10 protein-coding genes and 2 pseudogenes are annotated in these 16,815 nt (G+C 62.6%); 7 read left to right on the top strand and 5 right to left on the bottom strand.

Features of this window, described 5'->3' with window-relative positions:
- Positions 1-86 precede the first annotated feature (86 nt).
- Both mdoH and AC0V2S_RS11815 read right to left on the bottom strand, forming a co-directional pair.
- Positions 87-2,639 carry a glucans biosynthesis glucosyltransferase MdoH gene (gene mdoH, locus AC0V2S_RS11820; RefSeq protein WP_475509908.1) on the bottom strand — a complete coding sequence of 851 codons (2,553 nt, stop codon included), beginning with the start codon at positions 2,637-2,639 and terminating at the stop codon, positions 87-89.
- Positions 2,632-4,383 (bottom strand): glucan biosynthesis protein G, encoded by a 1,752-nt coding sequence (locus AC0V2S_RS11815; RefSeq protein WP_475509907.1) that lies wholly within the window; start codon positions 4,381-4,383, stop codon positions 2,632-2,634. The genes mdoH and AC0V2S_RS11815 overlap by 8 nt, the downstream gene beginning before the upstream one ends.
- A gap of 362 nt (positions 4,384-4,745) precedes the next feature.
- On the opposite strand from AC0V2S_RS11815, the gene AC0V2S_RS11810 reads away from it, so the two are divergent.
- From AC0V2S_RS11810 to AC0V2S_RS11800, 3 genes are read left to right on the top strand one after another with little or no spacing between them, the layout of a single operon-like run.
- A complete protein-coding gene (locus AC0V2S_RS11810; protein ID WP_475509906.1) occupies positions 4,746-5,303 on the top strand; it encodes a (2Fe-2S)-binding protein in 558 nt (185 codons plus the stop codon).
- Positions 5,300-6,289, top strand: a complete 990-nt coding sequence (locus tag AC0V2S_RS11805) for an FAD binding domain-containing protein (protein ID WP_475509905.1) — start codon at positions 5,300-5,302, stop codon at positions 6,287-6,289. The genes AC0V2S_RS11810 and AC0V2S_RS11805 overlap by 4 nt, the downstream gene beginning before the upstream one ends.
- Positions 6,286-8,526: a xanthine dehydrogenase family protein molybdopterin-binding subunit gene (locus AC0V2S_RS11800; protein ID WP_475509904.1), complete on the top strand. Its 2,241-nt coding sequence runs from the start codon at positions 6,286-6,288 to the stop codon at positions 8,524-8,526. The genes AC0V2S_RS11805 and AC0V2S_RS11800 overlap by 4 nt, the downstream gene beginning before the upstream one ends.
- Here the strand turns inward: AC0V2S_RS11800 and AC0V2S_RS11795 are convergent, their stop codons facing one another.
- Entirely contained in the window at positions 8,527-9,762 is a 1,236-nt protein-coding gene (locus AC0V2S_RS11795; RefSeq protein ID WP_475509903.1) for an MFS transporter, read from the bottom strand.
- Between the two features lie 1,114 nt (positions 9,763-10,876).
- Here AC0V2S_RS11795 and AC0V2S_RS11790 point away from each other — a divergent pair.
- The 3 genes from AC0V2S_RS11790 to AC0V2S_RS11780 are packed head-to-tail and all read left to right on the top strand — an operon-like array spanning position 10,877 to position 13,482.
- Entirely contained in the window at positions 10,877-12,331 is a 1,455-nt protein-coding gene (locus AC0V2S_RS11790; protein ID WP_475509902.1) for a cytochrome ubiquinol oxidase subunit I, read from the top strand.
- Complete coding sequence (gene cydB / locus AC0V2S_RS11785) at positions 12,321-13,328, top strand: cytochrome d ubiquinol oxidase subunit II (protein WP_475509901.1); 1,008 nt, start codon at positions 12,321-12,323, stop codon at positions 13,326-13,328. Before AC0V2S_RS11790 ends, cydB begins: the two co-directional genes overlap by 11 nt.
- 13 nt (positions 13,329-13,341) lie before the next feature.
- Positions 13,342-13,482: a DUF2474 domain-containing protein gene (locus AC0V2S_RS11780; RefSeq protein WP_475509900.1), complete on the top strand. Its 141-nt coding sequence runs from the start codon at positions 13,342-13,344 to the stop codon at positions 13,480-13,482.
- A gap of 44 nt (positions 13,483-13,526) precedes the next feature.
- Here the strand turns inward: AC0V2S_RS11780 and AC0V2S_RS11775 are convergent.
- Positions 13,527-14,650 (bottom strand): annotated as a pseudogene (locus AC0V2S_RS11775) (methyltransferase).
- 225 nt (positions 14,651-14,875) lie between these two features.
- Here AC0V2S_RS11775 and zapE point away from each other — a divergent pair.
- Positions 14,876-15,968, top strand: a pseudogene (zapE, locus tag AC0V2S_RS11770) (cell division protein ZapE).
- Here zapE and AC0V2S_RS11765 read toward each other — a convergent pair.
- Positions 15,965-16,813 (bottom strand): SDR family NAD(P)-dependent oxidoreductase, encoded by an 849-nt coding sequence (locus AC0V2S_RS11765; protein ID WP_475509899.1) that lies wholly within the window; start codon positions 16,811-16,813, stop codon positions 15,965-15,967. The pseudogene zapE and the gene AC0V2S_RS11765 sit on opposite strands and share 4 nt — an antisense overlap.
- Positions 16,814-16,815 lie beyond the last annotated feature (2 nt).

Below are 16,815 nucleotides of genomic sequence, written 5' to 3'. Positions count from 1 at the left end.
TGACGATCGTTTGAAGTTCTATATCCGTCATTCCCGCGAAGGCGGGAATCCAGAATAGTGAAGCTGACGCTTGTCCCTCGGGACGATCACGCCGGAACCACATTCCCCGCCACCGCCGGCAACGGCAACAACGGCGCATGGGGATCTTTGGCAATCGTCTCGCGCCAACTCTCGATCCATTCACCCGGCTCGTTTTCCCACACGGCCGCGTGCAACCGCGCCATCGCCACCGGGTCGCTCAGCAGCGCCATGCGCGCGTTGCCATCCAACTGCTGCGGCCCCACTTTCAACGCATGGCGCACCTGCTCGGCACGCTGCCATTCCAGCGGTTCAGCCTTACGGTGACGGGCCGTCGCCAACGCATACGCCAGGGCGTTCTGCTTGGGATCGACCACCGCATGCACAAAGCCGTTATGCAGGGCATGCCAGTTGTTTTCGTGGTTGTACTCGTCGGTGGCCAGCAGCTCGCGGGGCGGCTGGTATTCCTCGGGAATCAGAAACAGCTGCTCGTCCTTGGCCTTCAATCCCAGGCCCACGCGGCTGGACAACACCGACAGCGGAATCGACAACATCAGCGACCCGACGATAGGCGCCAGCCACCACAAAAAGCTCGGGTTCAGCCAGGCCACCAACGCGGTCCACAACACGCCCAGCAGCGTTTGCGAGCCATGCCGAGCGGCCGCCTCGCGCCAGGTGGTGGAGCCATCATCGCGGCTCGGCGAATGCCACACCGCTTCCCAACCGAGAAACGCCGCCAGCACAAACCGGGTGTGGAACAGCATGCGCACCGGCGCCAGCAGAATGGAAAACAGCATTTCCAGCAGCATCGAAACGGTCACCCGCAACTTGCCGCCATAGGCCTTGGCGCCTTTGGCCCAGACCAGAACCACACTCAGCAGCTTGGGCAAAAACAGCAGCACCACGGTGGTGGAAAACAGCGCAATGGCTTTTTCCGGGTGCCACTGCGGCCAAAGCGGATAGAGCTGGCGCGGCTCCATAAAGTACTGCGGCTCCATCAACGTATTGGTCGCCAGCAAGGCTGTGGATAACAGCAGAAAGAAGAACCACAGCGGCGCCGACAGATACGACATCACCCCGGTCAAAAACACCGCGCGGTGTACCGGGTGCATGCCCTTGACCATAAACAGACGGAAGTTCATCAGGTTGCCGTGGCACCAGCGGCGGTCGCGTTTCAGCTCGTCCAGCAGGTTGGGCGGCAGCTCTTCGTAACTGCCCGGCAGGTCGTAGGCAATCCACACGCCCCAACCGGCACGGCGCATCAGCGCGGCTTCGACAAAGTCGTGGGACAGAATCGCCCCGGCAAACGCACCCTTGCCTGGCAACGGCGCCAGGGCGCAGTGCTCGATAAAGGGCTTCATGCGGATGATCGCGTTATGGCCCCAGTAGTGCGATTCGCCCAGCTGCCAGAAGTGCAGGCCGGCGGTAAACAGCGGGCCATACACACGTGTGGCAAATTGCTGGATGCGCGCATACAAACTGTTCATGCCCGAGGCACGTGGCGCAGTCTGGATAATGCCGGCGTCCGGTGTGGCCTCCATGAGGCGCACCAGGCTGGTCAGGCATTCGCCGCTCATGACGCTGTCGGCGTCCAGCACCACCATATAGCGGTACTCGCTGCCCCAGCGCCGGCAGAAGTCGTCGAGGTTGCCGCTTTTGCGTTTTACCCGACGGCGGCGCCGGCGATAGAAAATTCGCCCAAAGCCCTGGGCCTCACGACACAGATCCAGCCAGGCCTGTTGCTCGGCCACAGCGATGTCGGCGTCGTTGCTGTCGCTGAGTACAAAGAAGTCGAAATGCGGCAGCTCGCCGGTGGCGGCTACCGACTCATAGGTGGCCCGCAGCCCGGCAAATACCCGCGCCACGTCCTCGTTGCAAATCGGCATCACGATGGCCGTACGCGCTTCGGCGGCAATCGGTTCATTGCCGGCGCTGGCACCGGAAATGCGGTATTTGTCGCGGCCGGTGAGCAGTTCCAGAAAGCCCATCAGCGCGGTCCAGAACCCCGCCGACACCCAGCAAAACAGAATGCCGAACAGCAGCAGAATGCTGCCTTGCAGAAAGTACGGCAGCACCTGCGTGGCGGTCTGCCACAGCGTCTGCTGGCGCACTTCATCCCACTCGAAAAACGCCCAGCCCTGGTACGGCATGATCCCTTTCATATACCAGCCGGCCACCAGCGTCTGGCCAAGCATCAGGGTCAGCAGAATATAGCGGCGGATGGAGCCCACATGCCGCCAGCGCGCCGACGGCAGATCACGTTTGGTCGATACCGGCTTCGGCGGGTTTTCCTTCCCACGCAGCGTGCGCCACATACGTACCAGCACATTGGTGCGCCAGGGCTCGGGAATCACCCGCGTGCGTTTGATCGGCGGCGTGGCCTTCAAACGCACCCGGCCTTCGGCATCGACGTCGAGCATTTCGGTGTCGGTGCTAAGCAAGGTCAGACGCTGCGCCACCGAGGCCTGCACGGCGGCCTCGTTATCGGCCACCGGTTGCGCGGCCAGGCGCCGGTGCACTTCCAGCAACGACCGGCTGCCACTCAATTGCGCGCGCTGCTCTTCACTCAGCGGCAAGTGGGCCAAGTATTCGCGGACGGTAATGGCGGCTGGCTTATTCATCGGCGGGCAACTGGTTACTCCAGGTCTCGGTCAGTACCTGCACCGGTGGAGGAGGGGGCGGCGGTACGTCACTGGCAGGCGCCGGTGCGGCTTCGGCGGCTGGCGCGGTTGCAGTGGCATCGGCTGGCGCTGGGGTCGGCGGTGGCGGTGGCGGCGGGGTCGATTTGGCGGCGGCCTGTTCTTCATCCACGGCGGCCGGCACTTCCACCGGCAGGTCTTTAACCAGCGCCGCACGCATTTCCACCGGTTTGCTCGGGTCTTTCACCTTGAAGCGCAAGGTCAGGCGCCAGCCCTGGGTTTCCGGGTTATAGCGCACGTTGTTTTCCATCAGCTTGGCGTTGTCATCCAGGCTGATTTCGCTACGCACCGGGGCGTCTTCGAGCAAGGCTTTGAGGGCCGGGCCTTCGAAGTCCACCAGGTAGGCAATGCTGCCGTCGGGTTCGCGAATCAGGTTGGACTGCTTCACATCGCCCGTGGAACGCAGAGTCTGTTTAACCGAGGCCAGGTCCTGCGAACCGAGCGCAGCTTCGTCCAGGCTCCAGTGCAAGCGGTAGCTGAAATCAATCGGCTGGCCGGCTTCCGGTAACGAGGCCGGTTTCCAGAAAGCCACGATGTTGTCGTTGGTTTCATCGGCGGTAGGAATCTCCACCAGATTCACCGTGCCTTTGCCCCAATCACCCTGCGGCTCGATCCACGCGCTCGGGCGTTTGTCGTAGCGGTCATCGAGGTCTTCGTAATGGGAGAAATCACGGCCGCGTTGCAGCAGACCAAAACCTTTAGGGTTCTCCACGGCAAAGCTGCTCACACCCAGATGCTTGGGATTGTTCAGCGGGCGCCAGATCCATTCGTCATTGCCGGCATGAATCGACAGGCCGCTGGAGTCATGCAGCTCGCGCCGGTAGTTCAGCGTTTTCGGCGGCTGGTTGGCGCCGAACAAATACATGCTGGTGAGCGGCGCCACGCCTAGTTGGGTGACGTTCTCGCGCAGGTACATGCGGGTTTTTACATCCACCACCGAGTCGGTGCCGGGGCGCAGCACCAGGCGATAGGCACCGGTGGCACGCGGCGAATCCAGCAGGGCGTAGATCACCAACTGCTTCTCGCCGGGCTTGGGCCGCTCGATCCAGAATTCGCTGAAGTGGGGAAACTCTTCACCCGATGGCAGGGCGGTGTCGATGGCCATGCCGCGTGCCGAGAGGCCATAGGTCTGGCCCTTGCCCACCACGCGAAAATAACTGGCGCCGAGCAAGGTCATGATCTCGTCTTGTTTATCGGCCTTGTTGATCGGGTACAGCACGCGAAAACCCGCATAGCCCAGTTGCTCGGTGGCTTTGGGGTCGAACTTCAGGTCGCCGAAATCGAAACGGCTGGGGTCGTACTTGATTTCACTCACGCTGGTGGCGGTGACTTCGTTGATCTTCACCGGCGTATTGAAGTGCATGCCCTGGTGATAGAACGACAACTTGAACGGCGTTTGCAGGTTCTGCCATTCGGCTTTTTCGGGGCGGAAGCGGATCTTCTGATAATCCGCGAATTTCATTTCGCTGAACTCGCTGGGTAAGTTGCTTTTAGGCACCACATATTTTTGCGCCGCCAGGGCTTTGGCCTTTTCGGCCACGTCATCCAGGCTGAATGCCCAGAGCTGCCCGGCCGCCAAAAACGACAACAACGCGGTGGTGTGGGTCAGGGTCTGGCGCAGTCGTTTGCGTTTGCCGGTTGCGGCGTTTGGGGTGCTGAAAGTCACGGGGCCTCCTCGCGGTAATCAGGGTTGCCAACGAAGATGCTAAGGGAGCTAAGCGAGTTGGCGGGACAAGGTTCCGACTGCCATTTTTTTCCGATGGTTCCCCCTGTAAGCGTCAAGGACGGGGCGGCGCTGCGTTTGCACACAGGTTTCGCGGCAAGCGAAGCGGCGCGAGTTGAGGTTTTATGGGGCCTGTAGGCGGGATGGCCTTTTGCTTTCTAGTGCGATGAATGGTCGCGCCTTGGCAACCGTCGGGGCCGTCCGGCAAAAAACCTGAACACATTCTTTTGCCGCCAAGTCGTAACCCATAGACGCAGCCAACTGCGCCGCCGCTCGATGCGGCCGCCGCTTACCGTGAGGCACCTATGACGACGACTCCGCAAGGGCAGGGCGAAGACCTGTTCGCCCCCCACACTCTTCGCCTGACCATCAACGGCGAACCGCGCCGCGTGCAAGTGCAGGCCTGGACCACGCTGCTCGATTTGCTGCGCGAGCAACTGCAACTCACCGGCACCAAGAAAGGCTGCGACCACGGCCAGTGCGGCGCCTGCACGGTGCTGCTCGATGGCAAGCGCATTAACAGCTGCCTGACCCTGGCCGTGATGCACGACGGCGCGGAACTCACCACCATCGAAGGCGTGGCCAACGGCGAAGAACTGCACGCCCTGCAGCGCGCCTTTATCAAGCACGACGCCTTTCAATGCGGCTATTGCACGCCCGGGCAAATCTGTTCGGCGCTGGCCATGGCCGGTGAAAATCATGCCCATAGCCGCGCTGATATCCGCGAGCAAATGAGCGGCAACCTGTGCCGCTGCGGTGCCTACAACAACATCCTCGACGCCATCGAAGAAGCCCTGCCGGCCTGCCGTGGCGAGCTGGAAACCAGCGCGCCCGCGTTAATTAAAAAGGGGAATGCGGCATGAGCCCGTTTACCTACGCACGCCCCACGGCGGTGGATGAAGCCGTGCAACTGGCCGGCCCCCATGCACGCTTTATTGCCGGCGGCACCAACCTGATCGACCTGATGAAAGAAAACGTCGAGCGCCCTCAGCGGTTGATCGATATCACCGGGTTGCCGCTGCATGACGTCACCGAAACGGTCGACGGCGGCCTGCTGATCGGCGCGCTGGTCAGCAACAGCGACCTCGCCTGGCACTCGCGTATCGAGCACGACTACCCGCTGCTTGCACAGGCGATTCTGGCCGGCGCTTCACCGCAGCTGCGCAATATGGCCACCACCGGCGGCAACCTGTTGCAGCGCACCCGCTGCCTGTATTTCTACGACATCGCCACGCCGTGCAATAAGCGCGAGCCCGGCTCTGGCTGCAGCGCACTGCAGGGGCTGAACCGTAACCACGCGATTCTCGGCGCCAGCGAACAGTGCATCGCCACCCACCCTTCGGACATGTGCGTGGCCCTCGCCGCGTTGCAGGCCAAGGTGCATGTGGCTGGGCCGCAAGGTGCGCGGCAGATTGCCTTCGCCGACTTCCACCGCCTGCCGGGGGATGAGCCGCACCGCGACAATGTACTGGCCGACAACGAGCTGATTACCGCCATCGAGTTGCCTTCTGAAGGCTTTGCCGCCCATACCCGCTACCTGAAGGTGCGCGACCGTGAGTCGTACGCCTTTGCGTTGGTGTCGGTGGCTGCAGCGCTGGATATCGACGGCCATGTGATTCGTGAAGCCCGTATCGCCCTCGGCGGCGTGGCGCACAAACCCTGGCGTAACGCGGATGCCGAAGCGGTGCTGGTCGGCAAGCCGGCGACCGCAGCGAACTTCCGTCTGGCCGCCGACCTGCTGCTCGACGGCGCCGATGGCCTGGGCCGTAATAACTTCAAAATTCCTTTGGCGCGTCAGGCTGTGGTGCGTGCCCTTACTGATGCCGCTCAGGCCGGGGAGGCCGTATGACTGCCACCGTCACACCCTTCAGCGTGCCGCTGGAAGCGCCCATGGGCGTGCCTATGGACCGCGTCGACGGCCACGCCAAAGTCACCGGCGCCGCCCAGTACGCGGCAGACTTTCACACCGCCGACCTCACGTATGGCTGGGTGATTTCCAGCCCCATCGCCCATGGCCGAATCGTCGATATCGATGCCCGCGCCGCGTTGGCCTTGCCCGGCGTATTGCTGGTGCTGAGCCACCTCAATCGCCCGGAACTGGCCAGCTACGACGAGTCGTATATCGACGCTGACGCCGCCGATGGCTCGCCGTTTCGCCCGCTCTACAACGACCGCATTCTGTACAGCGGCCAGCCCGTGGCCATGGTGGTCGCGAAAACCCTGGAGCAAGCTCGGATGGCCGCCGCCCAGGTGCAGATCGAATACCGCAGCGAGCCGTATCAGACCGACCTCAACGCCCAGTTAGGCGAAGCCCACAAAGCACCGGCCGAGTTGCCCAAACCGCGCGGCGATGTAAACGCCGGGTTGGCCCGCTCCAGGGCTAAGGTCGAGGTGGAGTACCAAACCCCGGCCGAGCACCACAACCCGATGGAACCGCATGCCTCCACGGTGGTGATGCAGCCCGACGGAGGCCTGCTTATCTACGACAAAACCCAGGGCACGCAGAACTGCCGCACCTACGTCGAGCAAGTGTTCGGCTTGGAGCCAGGCAGCGTGCGGGTGGTAGCGCATTTTGTCGGCGGCGCGTTTGGCTCCGGCCTGCGCCCGCAGTACCAGCTGACGTTGGCGGTGATGGCCGCGCTCAAGCTGCAACGTTCCGTGCGCCTGGCGCTGACACGGCAGCAGATGTTTACGTTCGGCTACCGCCCGCCCACCGTGCAGCGCCTCACCCTGGGCAGCGACGCCGAAGGCAAGTTGCAGGCGGTGAAGCACCAGGCCATCGCCCAGACCTCGCGCTTCGAAGACTTCACCGAACACCTGGTGGAATGGTCCGGCATGCTCTACCACTGCGACAGCGTGGAGCTTGATTACAAGCTGGTGCCGCTGGATGTGTTCACCCCACTGGATATGCGCGCACCGGGTGCGACGTCCGGCGTTTTCGCACTGGAATGCGCGATGGATGAATTGGCGTACGCCGCCAATATCTGCCCGTTGCAACTGCGCCTGCGCAACTACACCGAGCGCAACCAGAACGAAGACAAACCCTACTCCAGCAAAGCCCTGCGCGAGTGCTACAGCGAAGGCGCCGAACGTTTTGGCTGGGCCAAGCGTACGCCCACGCCGCGCAGCATGCGTGACGGCGACGAACTGCTGGGCTGGGGCGTGGCCACCGGCGTGTGGGAAGCCATGCAGCAGAAAGCCAGCGCCCGCGTGGTGCTCGACGGCGACGGCCACCTGCACGTGAGCAGCGCCACCACCGATATTGGCACCGGCACATACACCGCGTTAACTCAGATTGCGGCGGCCGCCATGGGCATCGACAGTGCTGATGTACAAGTGCTGATCGGCGACTCCAGCCTGCCGACTGCACCCCTGCAAGGTGGCTCGTTCACCATTTCTTCCGTGGGCAGTGCGGTGCAGCAAGCGTGTACGGCGTTGCAGAAACAGCTGCTGGAAGCGGCGCAGAAAATCGACGACTCGCCGTTTGCGGATGTCTCGCGTGATCAGGTTGTGTTTGTCGATGGCCGGTTGCGCCTCAAGGCAGATCCCACTAAGCAGCTGGCGCTATCCGAGATCGTACGCAGCAGCGGCAGCGGGCAGATGCAAGCCCAGGTGGACGCCGAGCCGGATACGAAAAAGCGCGACCCCTACGCCACTGCTACGCACTCGGCAGTATTCGTTGAAGTGCGGGTGGATGAAGCCTTGGGCAAAGTGCGCGTCAGCCGGGTGGTGAGTGCCATTGCGGCGGGTCGGGTGGTCAATCCGAAAACCGCGCGCAGCCAGATTCTCGGTGGCGTGGTGTGGGGCATCGGCATGGCCCTGCAGGAAGATACGCAGATGGACCACAATCTGGGCCGCTTTATGAACCACAGCTTTGCCGAATACCACGTGCCAGTGCATGCCGACATGGGCGAGATCGACGTGATTTTTGTCGATGAGCAAGACGCCATCGTCAACGCCCTGGGGTCCAAGGGCGTTGGCGAAATCGGTCTGGTGGGCGTGGCGGCGGCGATTGCCAATGCGGTGTATCACGCCACCGGCAAGCGCATCCGCGAGCTGCCGATTACGCTCGACAAGCTGCTGTGATCACGGCTCTTTGGTTTCCGGCGCACTGAGGGTTTCCCGCTGCGCCAGGGTGGGGAACAGCTTGTACCAGGTGCCGGTGATCAGCAGCGTCCCCACGCCGCCGAGCACCACCGCGTTAACCGTGCCCAGCCAATGGGCGGTCAGGCCGGACTCGAACTCGCCGAGCTGATTCGAGGCGCCGATAAACAGACCATTCACCGCACTGACCCGGCCGCGCATGGCGTCCGGGGTTTCCAGCTGCACGAAGGCGCCGCGGATGACCATGCTGATCATGTCGGCGGCGCCGAGGATGGCCAGCACCAGCAGCGAGAACCAGAACGAAGTCGAGAGACCAAACGCGATGGTTGCCACGCCGAACACGCCGACGGCAATAAACATCACCCGACCGACCTTGCGTTTGATGGGGAAGCGCGCAATCCAGAACGCCATCAACAACGCGCCCACTGCCGGCGCCGAACGCAGCATGCCCAGGCCCCAGGGGCCGGTGAGCAGAATATCTTTGGCAAACACCGGCAGCAGCGCCGTGGCGCCGCCGAGCAGCACGGCGAACAGGTCGAGCGAGATCGCCCCGAAGATATCTGGCCGGCTGCGAATAAAGCGGATGCCCGCGAGCAGCGAGTGGATCGACGGGCGCTCCTGATTCAGCTTGGCCTGGTTCTTCGGCAGGCTGAGCATCAGGGCGCAGGCGATCACATAGAGCGCGGTGGTAGGCGCGTAGACCCAGATACTGCCAAAGGCATACAGAAAGCCACCGAGGGCCGGGGCGACGATGGTGGCGGTCTGGATGGCCGACGACGAAGCCGCGATGGCCGCCGGGAACAGCGCGGCGGGTACCAGGCTTGGGAGCAGCGCCTGAGTCGCGGGCATTTCGAAGGCGCGGGTGCTGCCGAGCAGGAAGGCCAGCACGAAAATCATCTCGCGGGTGACGTCGCCGCTGGTGCTGCCCAGCACGAGGGCGAAGGCGATCAGGCCCTGGCAGGCCTGGCAGAGCGCGGCGACCTTGCGGCGGTCGTAGCGGTCGGCGACGTGGCCGGTGTGCAGCATGAAGAGCACGCGGGGGAGGAATTCCACCAGGCCGACCCAGCCGAGGTCCATCACGTTGCCGGTGAGTTGGTACATGTGCCAACCGATGGCGACGGTGAGCATCTGGAAGCCACTGGCGGTGCAGACGCGGGCTAGCCAGAATTTCAGGAATGGGGTTTGGTGACGGAGCAGTTGCGAGCCGGATGTGGACATGGCGTAGGGAGTCTTGGGTCGGGCGGGGGAGGAGGGGCGACAGGCTAGCATGAGGTGGGTTGGGAGTGGCTTGGGTCGGCCACTGATCGCCCGGTTTTGTTTTGTGTTTTTCTGGGTTATCGCGTGTGCTGGGCGTTTTGTTTCGCGCCTTACGCGCGACTTACTTTTAGCATTGCCCTAAAAGTAAGCAAAAGGTCTAGCCCCCACCTTGGGTTTTCACTGCGTGAAAACTCCCCTCGCTCCGTCGCCGCTCCAGGGGCCGGCGAGAAGGGCCATCCATGGCCCTCACGCCTTTCGCGGCTCCCGGCCGCTCAACCCCTTCCACGTCGACTCCACTCGGCCTGGCGCTAAAGGGGCGGGCAGATCAAAAGCTAGATCAAAAACAGATCAAGTGCCCCTCACCCCAACCCTCTCCCGCACGCGGGAGAGGGGGCAGATCGAGTGAGGTCGCCGCCCAAACGTCACCCCTCGCCCGCGTCCGGGAGAGGGGCCGGGGGTGAGGGGCTGTTGATCTACCGCTTTTGATTTACCCGCCCCTTTAGCGCCAGGCCGAGTGGAGTCGTTGCGTAAGGGGTCGTAGCGGCCAGGAGCCGCGGAGAGGGATGGGGCCATGGATGGCCCTCAGCCCGGCCCCTGGAGCGACGACGGAGGGAGGGAACCCGAAGCGCAGCGTAGGGCCCAGGTAGGGGCAAGCCTTTTTGGTTTCTTTTGTGGCGACTGACAAAAGAAACTCGCGCGTAAGGCGCGAAACAAAACGTTCAGCCCACGGGGTAATGAAGAAAAACTCCGTATGCCATAAGACCGCTTGGTGCGCGCAGCACACCCTACAAAAGCCTCGCGCGTAAGGCGCGAAACAAAACGTTCAGCCAACGCGGTAATGAAGAACTCCCCGATACAAGAAACTTCACGCGACAATCCACCACATAATCCCCAATCCCCTAAACGCGCTAGGCTTTGACCCACGTCAGTACACCCATTCGTACTCCGTGCCGGGCCCATGGCCCACCCTTTGATAGGCCCGCCATAACAATAATTTCCTGAACCGATTGCCATTTTCCGGGGCTAACACAGAGTCCGGAGAACGCTCGCTGACCGTTTTTGATGAGGAATATCCATGTTTGGCTTAGAGGCGCTGGATCTGGCACGAATGCAGTTCGCGTTCACCATTTCCTTTCACATCATCTTCCCGGCCATCACCATCGGCCTGGCAAGTTACCTGGCCGTGCTCGAAGGCCTGTGGCTGAAGACCAACGACGAAACCTACCGCGACCTCTACCACTTCTGGTCGAAGATCTTCGCGGTCAACTTCGGCATGGGCGTGGTCTCGGGCCTGGTAATGGCCTATCAATTCGGCACCAACTGGAGCGCGTTCTCCGACTTTGCCGGGGCGGTCACTGGCCCCTTGCTCACGTATGAAGTGCTTACCGCCTTCTTCCTCGAGGCGGGCTTTCTCGGCGTGATGCTGTTCGGCTGGAACCGAGTAGGCCCCGGTCTGCACTTTTTCGCCACGGTGATGGTGGCCATCGGTACGCTGATTTCTACCTTTTGGATTCTGGCCTCCAACAGCTGGATGCAAACCCCGCAGGGCTACGAGATCGTGGATGGCCGGGTTATTCCGGTGGATTGGTTTGCGGTGATATTCAACCCGTCGTTCCCCTATCGCCTGATCCATATGTCCACCGCCGCTTTCCTGGCCACGGCGTTTTTCGTCGGTGCCTCGGCTGCGTGGCATCTGCTGCGCAAGCGCGATAACCCGGCCATTCGCCGCATGTTGTCGATGGCCATGTGGATGGCCTTGCTGGTGGCGCCGATTCAAATGGTGATCGGTGATTTCCACGGTCTGAACACCCTCAAGCACCAACCGGCGAAAATCGCTGCCATCGAAGGCCACTGGGAAAACGTCGGCAACGAACCGACCCCTCTCATCCTGTTCGGCTGGCCGGATATGAAGGCGGAGAAAACCCACTTCGCCGTGGAAATTCCGTACCTGGGCAGCCTGATCCTCACCCACAGCCTGGACAAACAAGTGCCGGCGCTGAAGGAGTTCAAGCCCGAAGATCGACCCAATTCCACCATCGTGTTCTGGTCGTTCCGGGTGATGGTGGGCCTGGGTATGCTGATGCTGCTAACCGGCGTGTGGAGCCTGTGGCTGCGCTTTCGCGGCAAGCTGTATGAGTCCAAACCCTTCCTGTACCTGGCGTTGTGGATGGGGCCTTCGGGATTGATCGCGATTCTGGCTGGCTGGTTTACCACTGAAGTGGGCCGTCAGCCCTGGGTGGTATATGGCCTGATGCGCACGGCGGACGCCTCGTCCAACCACAGCTTTGCGCAGATGAGCCTGACCCTGATTCTGTTCGTGGTCGTGTACTTCACCCTGTTCGGCGTGGGCCTCGGTTATATGGTTCGCCTTGTGCGCAAAGGCCCGGTCACCGACGAGGGCAAGGAACAAGGCATTGGCGGCCCTGGCCAGCACCGCACACCGGCGCGGCCATTGTCGGCGCCGGGCGAAGGCCTGGAAGCGGACCAAAACCACGACGGCAACGGCGGGAGTACTACTCATGGGCATTGATCTCTCGTTGATCTGGGCCGTCATCATCGTCTTCGGCATCATGATGTACGTGGTCATGGACGGCTTCGACCTGGGCATCGGCATTCTCTTTCCGTTTGTGAAAGACGATGGCGAGCGCGACATCATGATGAACACCGTGGCGCCGGTCTGGGACGGTAACGAAACCTGGCTGGTGCTCGGCGGCGCGGCGCTGTTTGGCGCCTTTCCGCTGGCCTATTCGGTGGTGCTCAGCGCGCTCTATCTGCCGCTGATTTTCATGCTGCTGGGCCTGATTTTCCGTGGCGTGGCCTTCGAGTTCCGCTTCAAGGCCAAAGAGCGTAAACGGCATATCTGGGACAAGGCCTTTATCGGCGGCTCACTGACCGCGACCTTCTTTCAGGGCGTGGCGCTGGGGGCCTATATCGACGGCTTGCCGGTGGTGAACCGGGTGTACGCCGGCGGCTCACTGGACTGGCTGGCGCCGTTCCCGATTTTCTGCGGCTTTGCCCTGATTGCTGCCTATGCGCTGCTGGGCTGCACCTGGCTGATCATGAAAACCGAAGGCCGGTTGCAGGGCCAGATGCATGACCTGGCGCGGCCGCTGGCGTTCGTGCTGCTGGGGGTGACCGGAGTGGTCAGCTTGTGGACGCCGCTGGCCCACGCCGAAATTGCCGACCGCTGGTTTAGCCTGCCGAACCTCTTCTACTTCCTGCCGGTGCCTTTGCTGGTGCTGGTGACCTTCTACGGCCTGCTGCGCAGTGTGCATAACAACCGCAACTACTCGCCGTTCCTGCTCACGCTGGTGCTGATTTTCCTCGGCTATAGCGGCTTGGGTATCAGCCTGTGGCCGAACATCATTCCGCCGTCGGTGAGCATCTGGCAGGCCGCTGCGCCGCCGCAAAGCCAGGGTTTTATTCTGGTGGGGGCGCTGTTCATCATCCCGTTTATCCTGATGTACACCGCGTGGAGCTACTACGTGTTCCGCGGCAAGGTGACGCCGGATCAGGGTTATCACTAGGGGAGAGCCGCCAATGGAAAGCACCGAGAAAAAGCCGCTGTTAAAACGCCTCGGCTGGCTGGTGGCGATCTGGACGGCCAGCGTGCTGGCTCTGGGAGCGGTGTCGTATCTGTTGCGGATGTTTATGCATGCCGCGGGTATGACCACGCCTTGAATCGCCATGGGTAGAGCGCAGCGAAACCCATCAACTCCCACGGCCTATTTGATGGCTTTGAGAATCACGAATTTCGGGTTCGCCGCCACCTGCTCAACCCCACGAAACAGGCGCTTTAGCTTGGCGTGATACCCCAGATGGCGGTTGCCGACGATCCACAGCTCGCCACCTTTGACCAACGCCGCGCGGGCCTGCTGAAACATGCGCCAGGCGAGGAAGTCACCGACCACCTGTTGCTGGTGGAACGGCGGGTTGCACAGCACGATATCCAGCGAGTCTTCCGGCTGTTCAGCCAAACCATCGCCGGCACGGATAACTACCGACCGTTCACCTAATGCCGCGCGCCAGTTTTCCTCAGCCGATTGCACCGCCATATACGACTCATCCACCAGCGTCAGCTGCGCCTCGGGTTGGCCAGGGCGCAGGCGATGCCGAGCACGCCGTTGCCACAACCGAGGTCGGCGACCCGTGCCGTACCCAGGTTCAGCGGCAGATGCGGCAGAAAGGCCCGGGTGCCGATATCCAGGCCTTCGCGGCAGAACACATTGGCGTGGTTAAGCAGCGTAAGCGGCGGGCTGTCGAGCAGGTAGCGGCTGGGGTAGGGCGAGGCCGCGGCGGGTTTATCCACAGGCGTCACCAGCAGCAGACGGGCCTTTTTCACTGCCAGCGAGGCCTGCACCGGGCCGATGTATTGCTCCAGCAAATCGCCTGCACTGCGCGGCAGATGCTTGACCATACCGGCCGCCACTACCCGAGCACCGGGGGCGAGTTGGCCGTGCAGGCGAATCAGTTGTTCTTCCAGCAGGGCCAGGGTTTTCGGGATGCGGATCAGCACCCAATCAAACGGCCCGCTCACGGTTTGGCTGGCGGGCACGAATTGCACGCTGTCGGCTGGCAGCTCGTTGCAAGCCAGGTTATTGGCCAGGGCCAGTGCGCCGAGGTGCGAATCGCCGCTGCTGATGACCTGTGCCTTGCCGGCCACGCTCGCGGCCAGGGCGCCAAAGCTGTCGTTGAGCACCAACACCCGTGCGTCCAAGGCCAGGCCTTGTTCGGCCAAGTGATTGAGCAGGTATTCGTCGGCCGCATCGAAGGCCTGCAACGGGTCATCGCGCTGCGGCGGCTGGCGGTACAGGTCGAGGGAGGCGAAGGGCGTGGTGAATACAGGCATGGCACAAACCGCAGGGGAGCAAGGGCGGCAATGATGGCTGATGTGGGGGAGGCTGTCACACCGAAACAGCCCCTCTCCCCCGGCCCCTCTCCCGCAGGCGGGCGAGGGGAGACCAGCAGACCGCGTTCGGTTCCCCTCTCCCGTTTACGGGAGAGGGGCTAGGGGTGAGGGCCGCGGCGAACGCAACCGCGTATGCTCCATCTTCATCTGCCCGGACCTCGATCCATGTCTACGCCGCTCCAACCCCTGGCCGCCTACCACCACGCCATCAGCCAAAACGGCTTCTTCCCCGACGCCGCCCAGCAGCAAGCCGCCGAAGCGCTGCAAGCCTGCCACGACAAGCTGGCCCAGGGCGTCTACCTCTGGGGCCCGGTCGGCCGTGGCAAAACCTGGCTGATGGACTGCTTCTACCAGAGCCTGCAAGTGCCCGCCCGCCGTCAGCATTTCCACCACTTTATGCAGTGGGTGCACCAGCGCCTGTTTCAGCTCACCGGCACGCCGGACCCGTTGCGCGCCCTGGCGGTGGAGCTGGGTGAAGAGTTGCGGGTGCTGTGTTTCGACGAGCTGTTCGTCAACGATATCGGTGACGCCATCATCCTCGGCAACCTGTTCACGCTGATGTTCGAACAAGGCGTGGTGCTGGTCGCCACGTCCAACCAGCCGCCACAGCAGCTGTATGCCGACGGCTTTAACCGCGAGCGTTTTCTGCCAGCGATTGCCGCCATCGAAGCGCATATGCAGGTGGTTGCCATCGACGGCGGTGAAGACCATCGCCTGCATCCCGGGATTGCCAAACAGCGGTATTGGCCAGCGCCGAGGGCAATCCGTTGGCGGCTGTATTTGCGCAATTGAGTGCCGGGCAGACGGTGGAGAAGGGCGTGCTGAGCGTGGGTAATCGCAGCCTGGTGACCGAGGCGTATGCCGGCTCGGTGGTGTGGTGCCGCTTCGCCGAGTTATGCGAAAAGCCGTTTGCCGCGCCGGACTTTATGGCGCTGTGCGATCGCTTCAGCGCCATTCTGCTTAGCGACGTACCCAACCTCAGCGGCCAGCAGCGCGCGGCGAAAATCGCCCGGGGTACCGAGGATGGCGTACAGCAGGTGGTGGCGGGAGATCGGCAGTTGCCGGCGCTATCGGCGAGCGACGATAGCGTGCGGCGGTTTATTGCGTTGGTAGACGAGTGTTACGACCGCCGTGTGCCGCTCTACCTGCAAGCCGAGGTGGCCTCGATGCGTTGTACACCGAGGGCTATTTGGCCTTCGCCTTTCGCCGCACGTTGAGCCGGTTGCAGGAGATGCAGTTGCAGCGGTTTGGGTCTTAAGTGCCCGACCGAATATTGCTTGGGTCCAACGACCCACCCGCCTCACGCTGCGCCGCCAACCGAGCCCCTTCCTGGGCCGTCAGGTTGTACAGCTGCTCGGGATTGGCCACCCGCAGTTTCAGCGCCATGGCCTCGATGCCTTCGGCAATTGGAATCTCCCGCTGCCGTTCAGCCAAGCCGGCCAGAATCTGCTCGGCGGCCACGGACACGTCCATACCGTTTTCAATATTCGGATCGGAATGCCCACGGGCACTGCCGTCGCCAGACAGCGCGTTCACCGCCACCGAGGTGTGCACCGAGCCCGGCAAAATCACGCTGACGGCAATGTCATAGGCCGCTTCCACTTCGGCGCGAATGGCGTCGAAGTAACCGATCACCGCGTGCTTGGCGCCGCAGTAGCCGCTGCGCAGCGGTGTGCCGACTTTGCCGGCTACTGAGCTGACCACCGCCAAGTGCCCACCGCGACGTTCGACCATTTTCGGCAGCAGCAATTGGGTGAGCGCGAGCGGCGCCATGTAGTCCACTTCAATCAACTGGCGGTACACATCCAGGTGGGTGTCCAGGGCCAGGCTGCGCTGGCTGACGCCGGCGTTGTTGATCAGCAGGTCCACCTGGCCGCTCCAGGCCCAGGCGCGGTCGACCACGCCGGCAGGGCCGGTAGTCGGTGCTTTCAAACGGCAATACCAGGCAGCGCTCGGGGCCTGGGCGGCGACGCGATTGAGTTCTTCAACCCGGCGGCCGGACAGAATCACCTTGGCGCCTTGTTGCAGAAACGCGTTGGCCAAGGCTTCGCCGATGCCTGATGAGGCGCCGGTGATCCAGATGGTTTTTTGTGCGAAGGACATGG

It is taken from the genome of Pseudomonas sp. CC11G, assembly GCF_056174845.1.
Note: the sequence above shows the minus strand (reverse complement) of the source record. Positions and strands in the feature narration are given on the sequence as shown.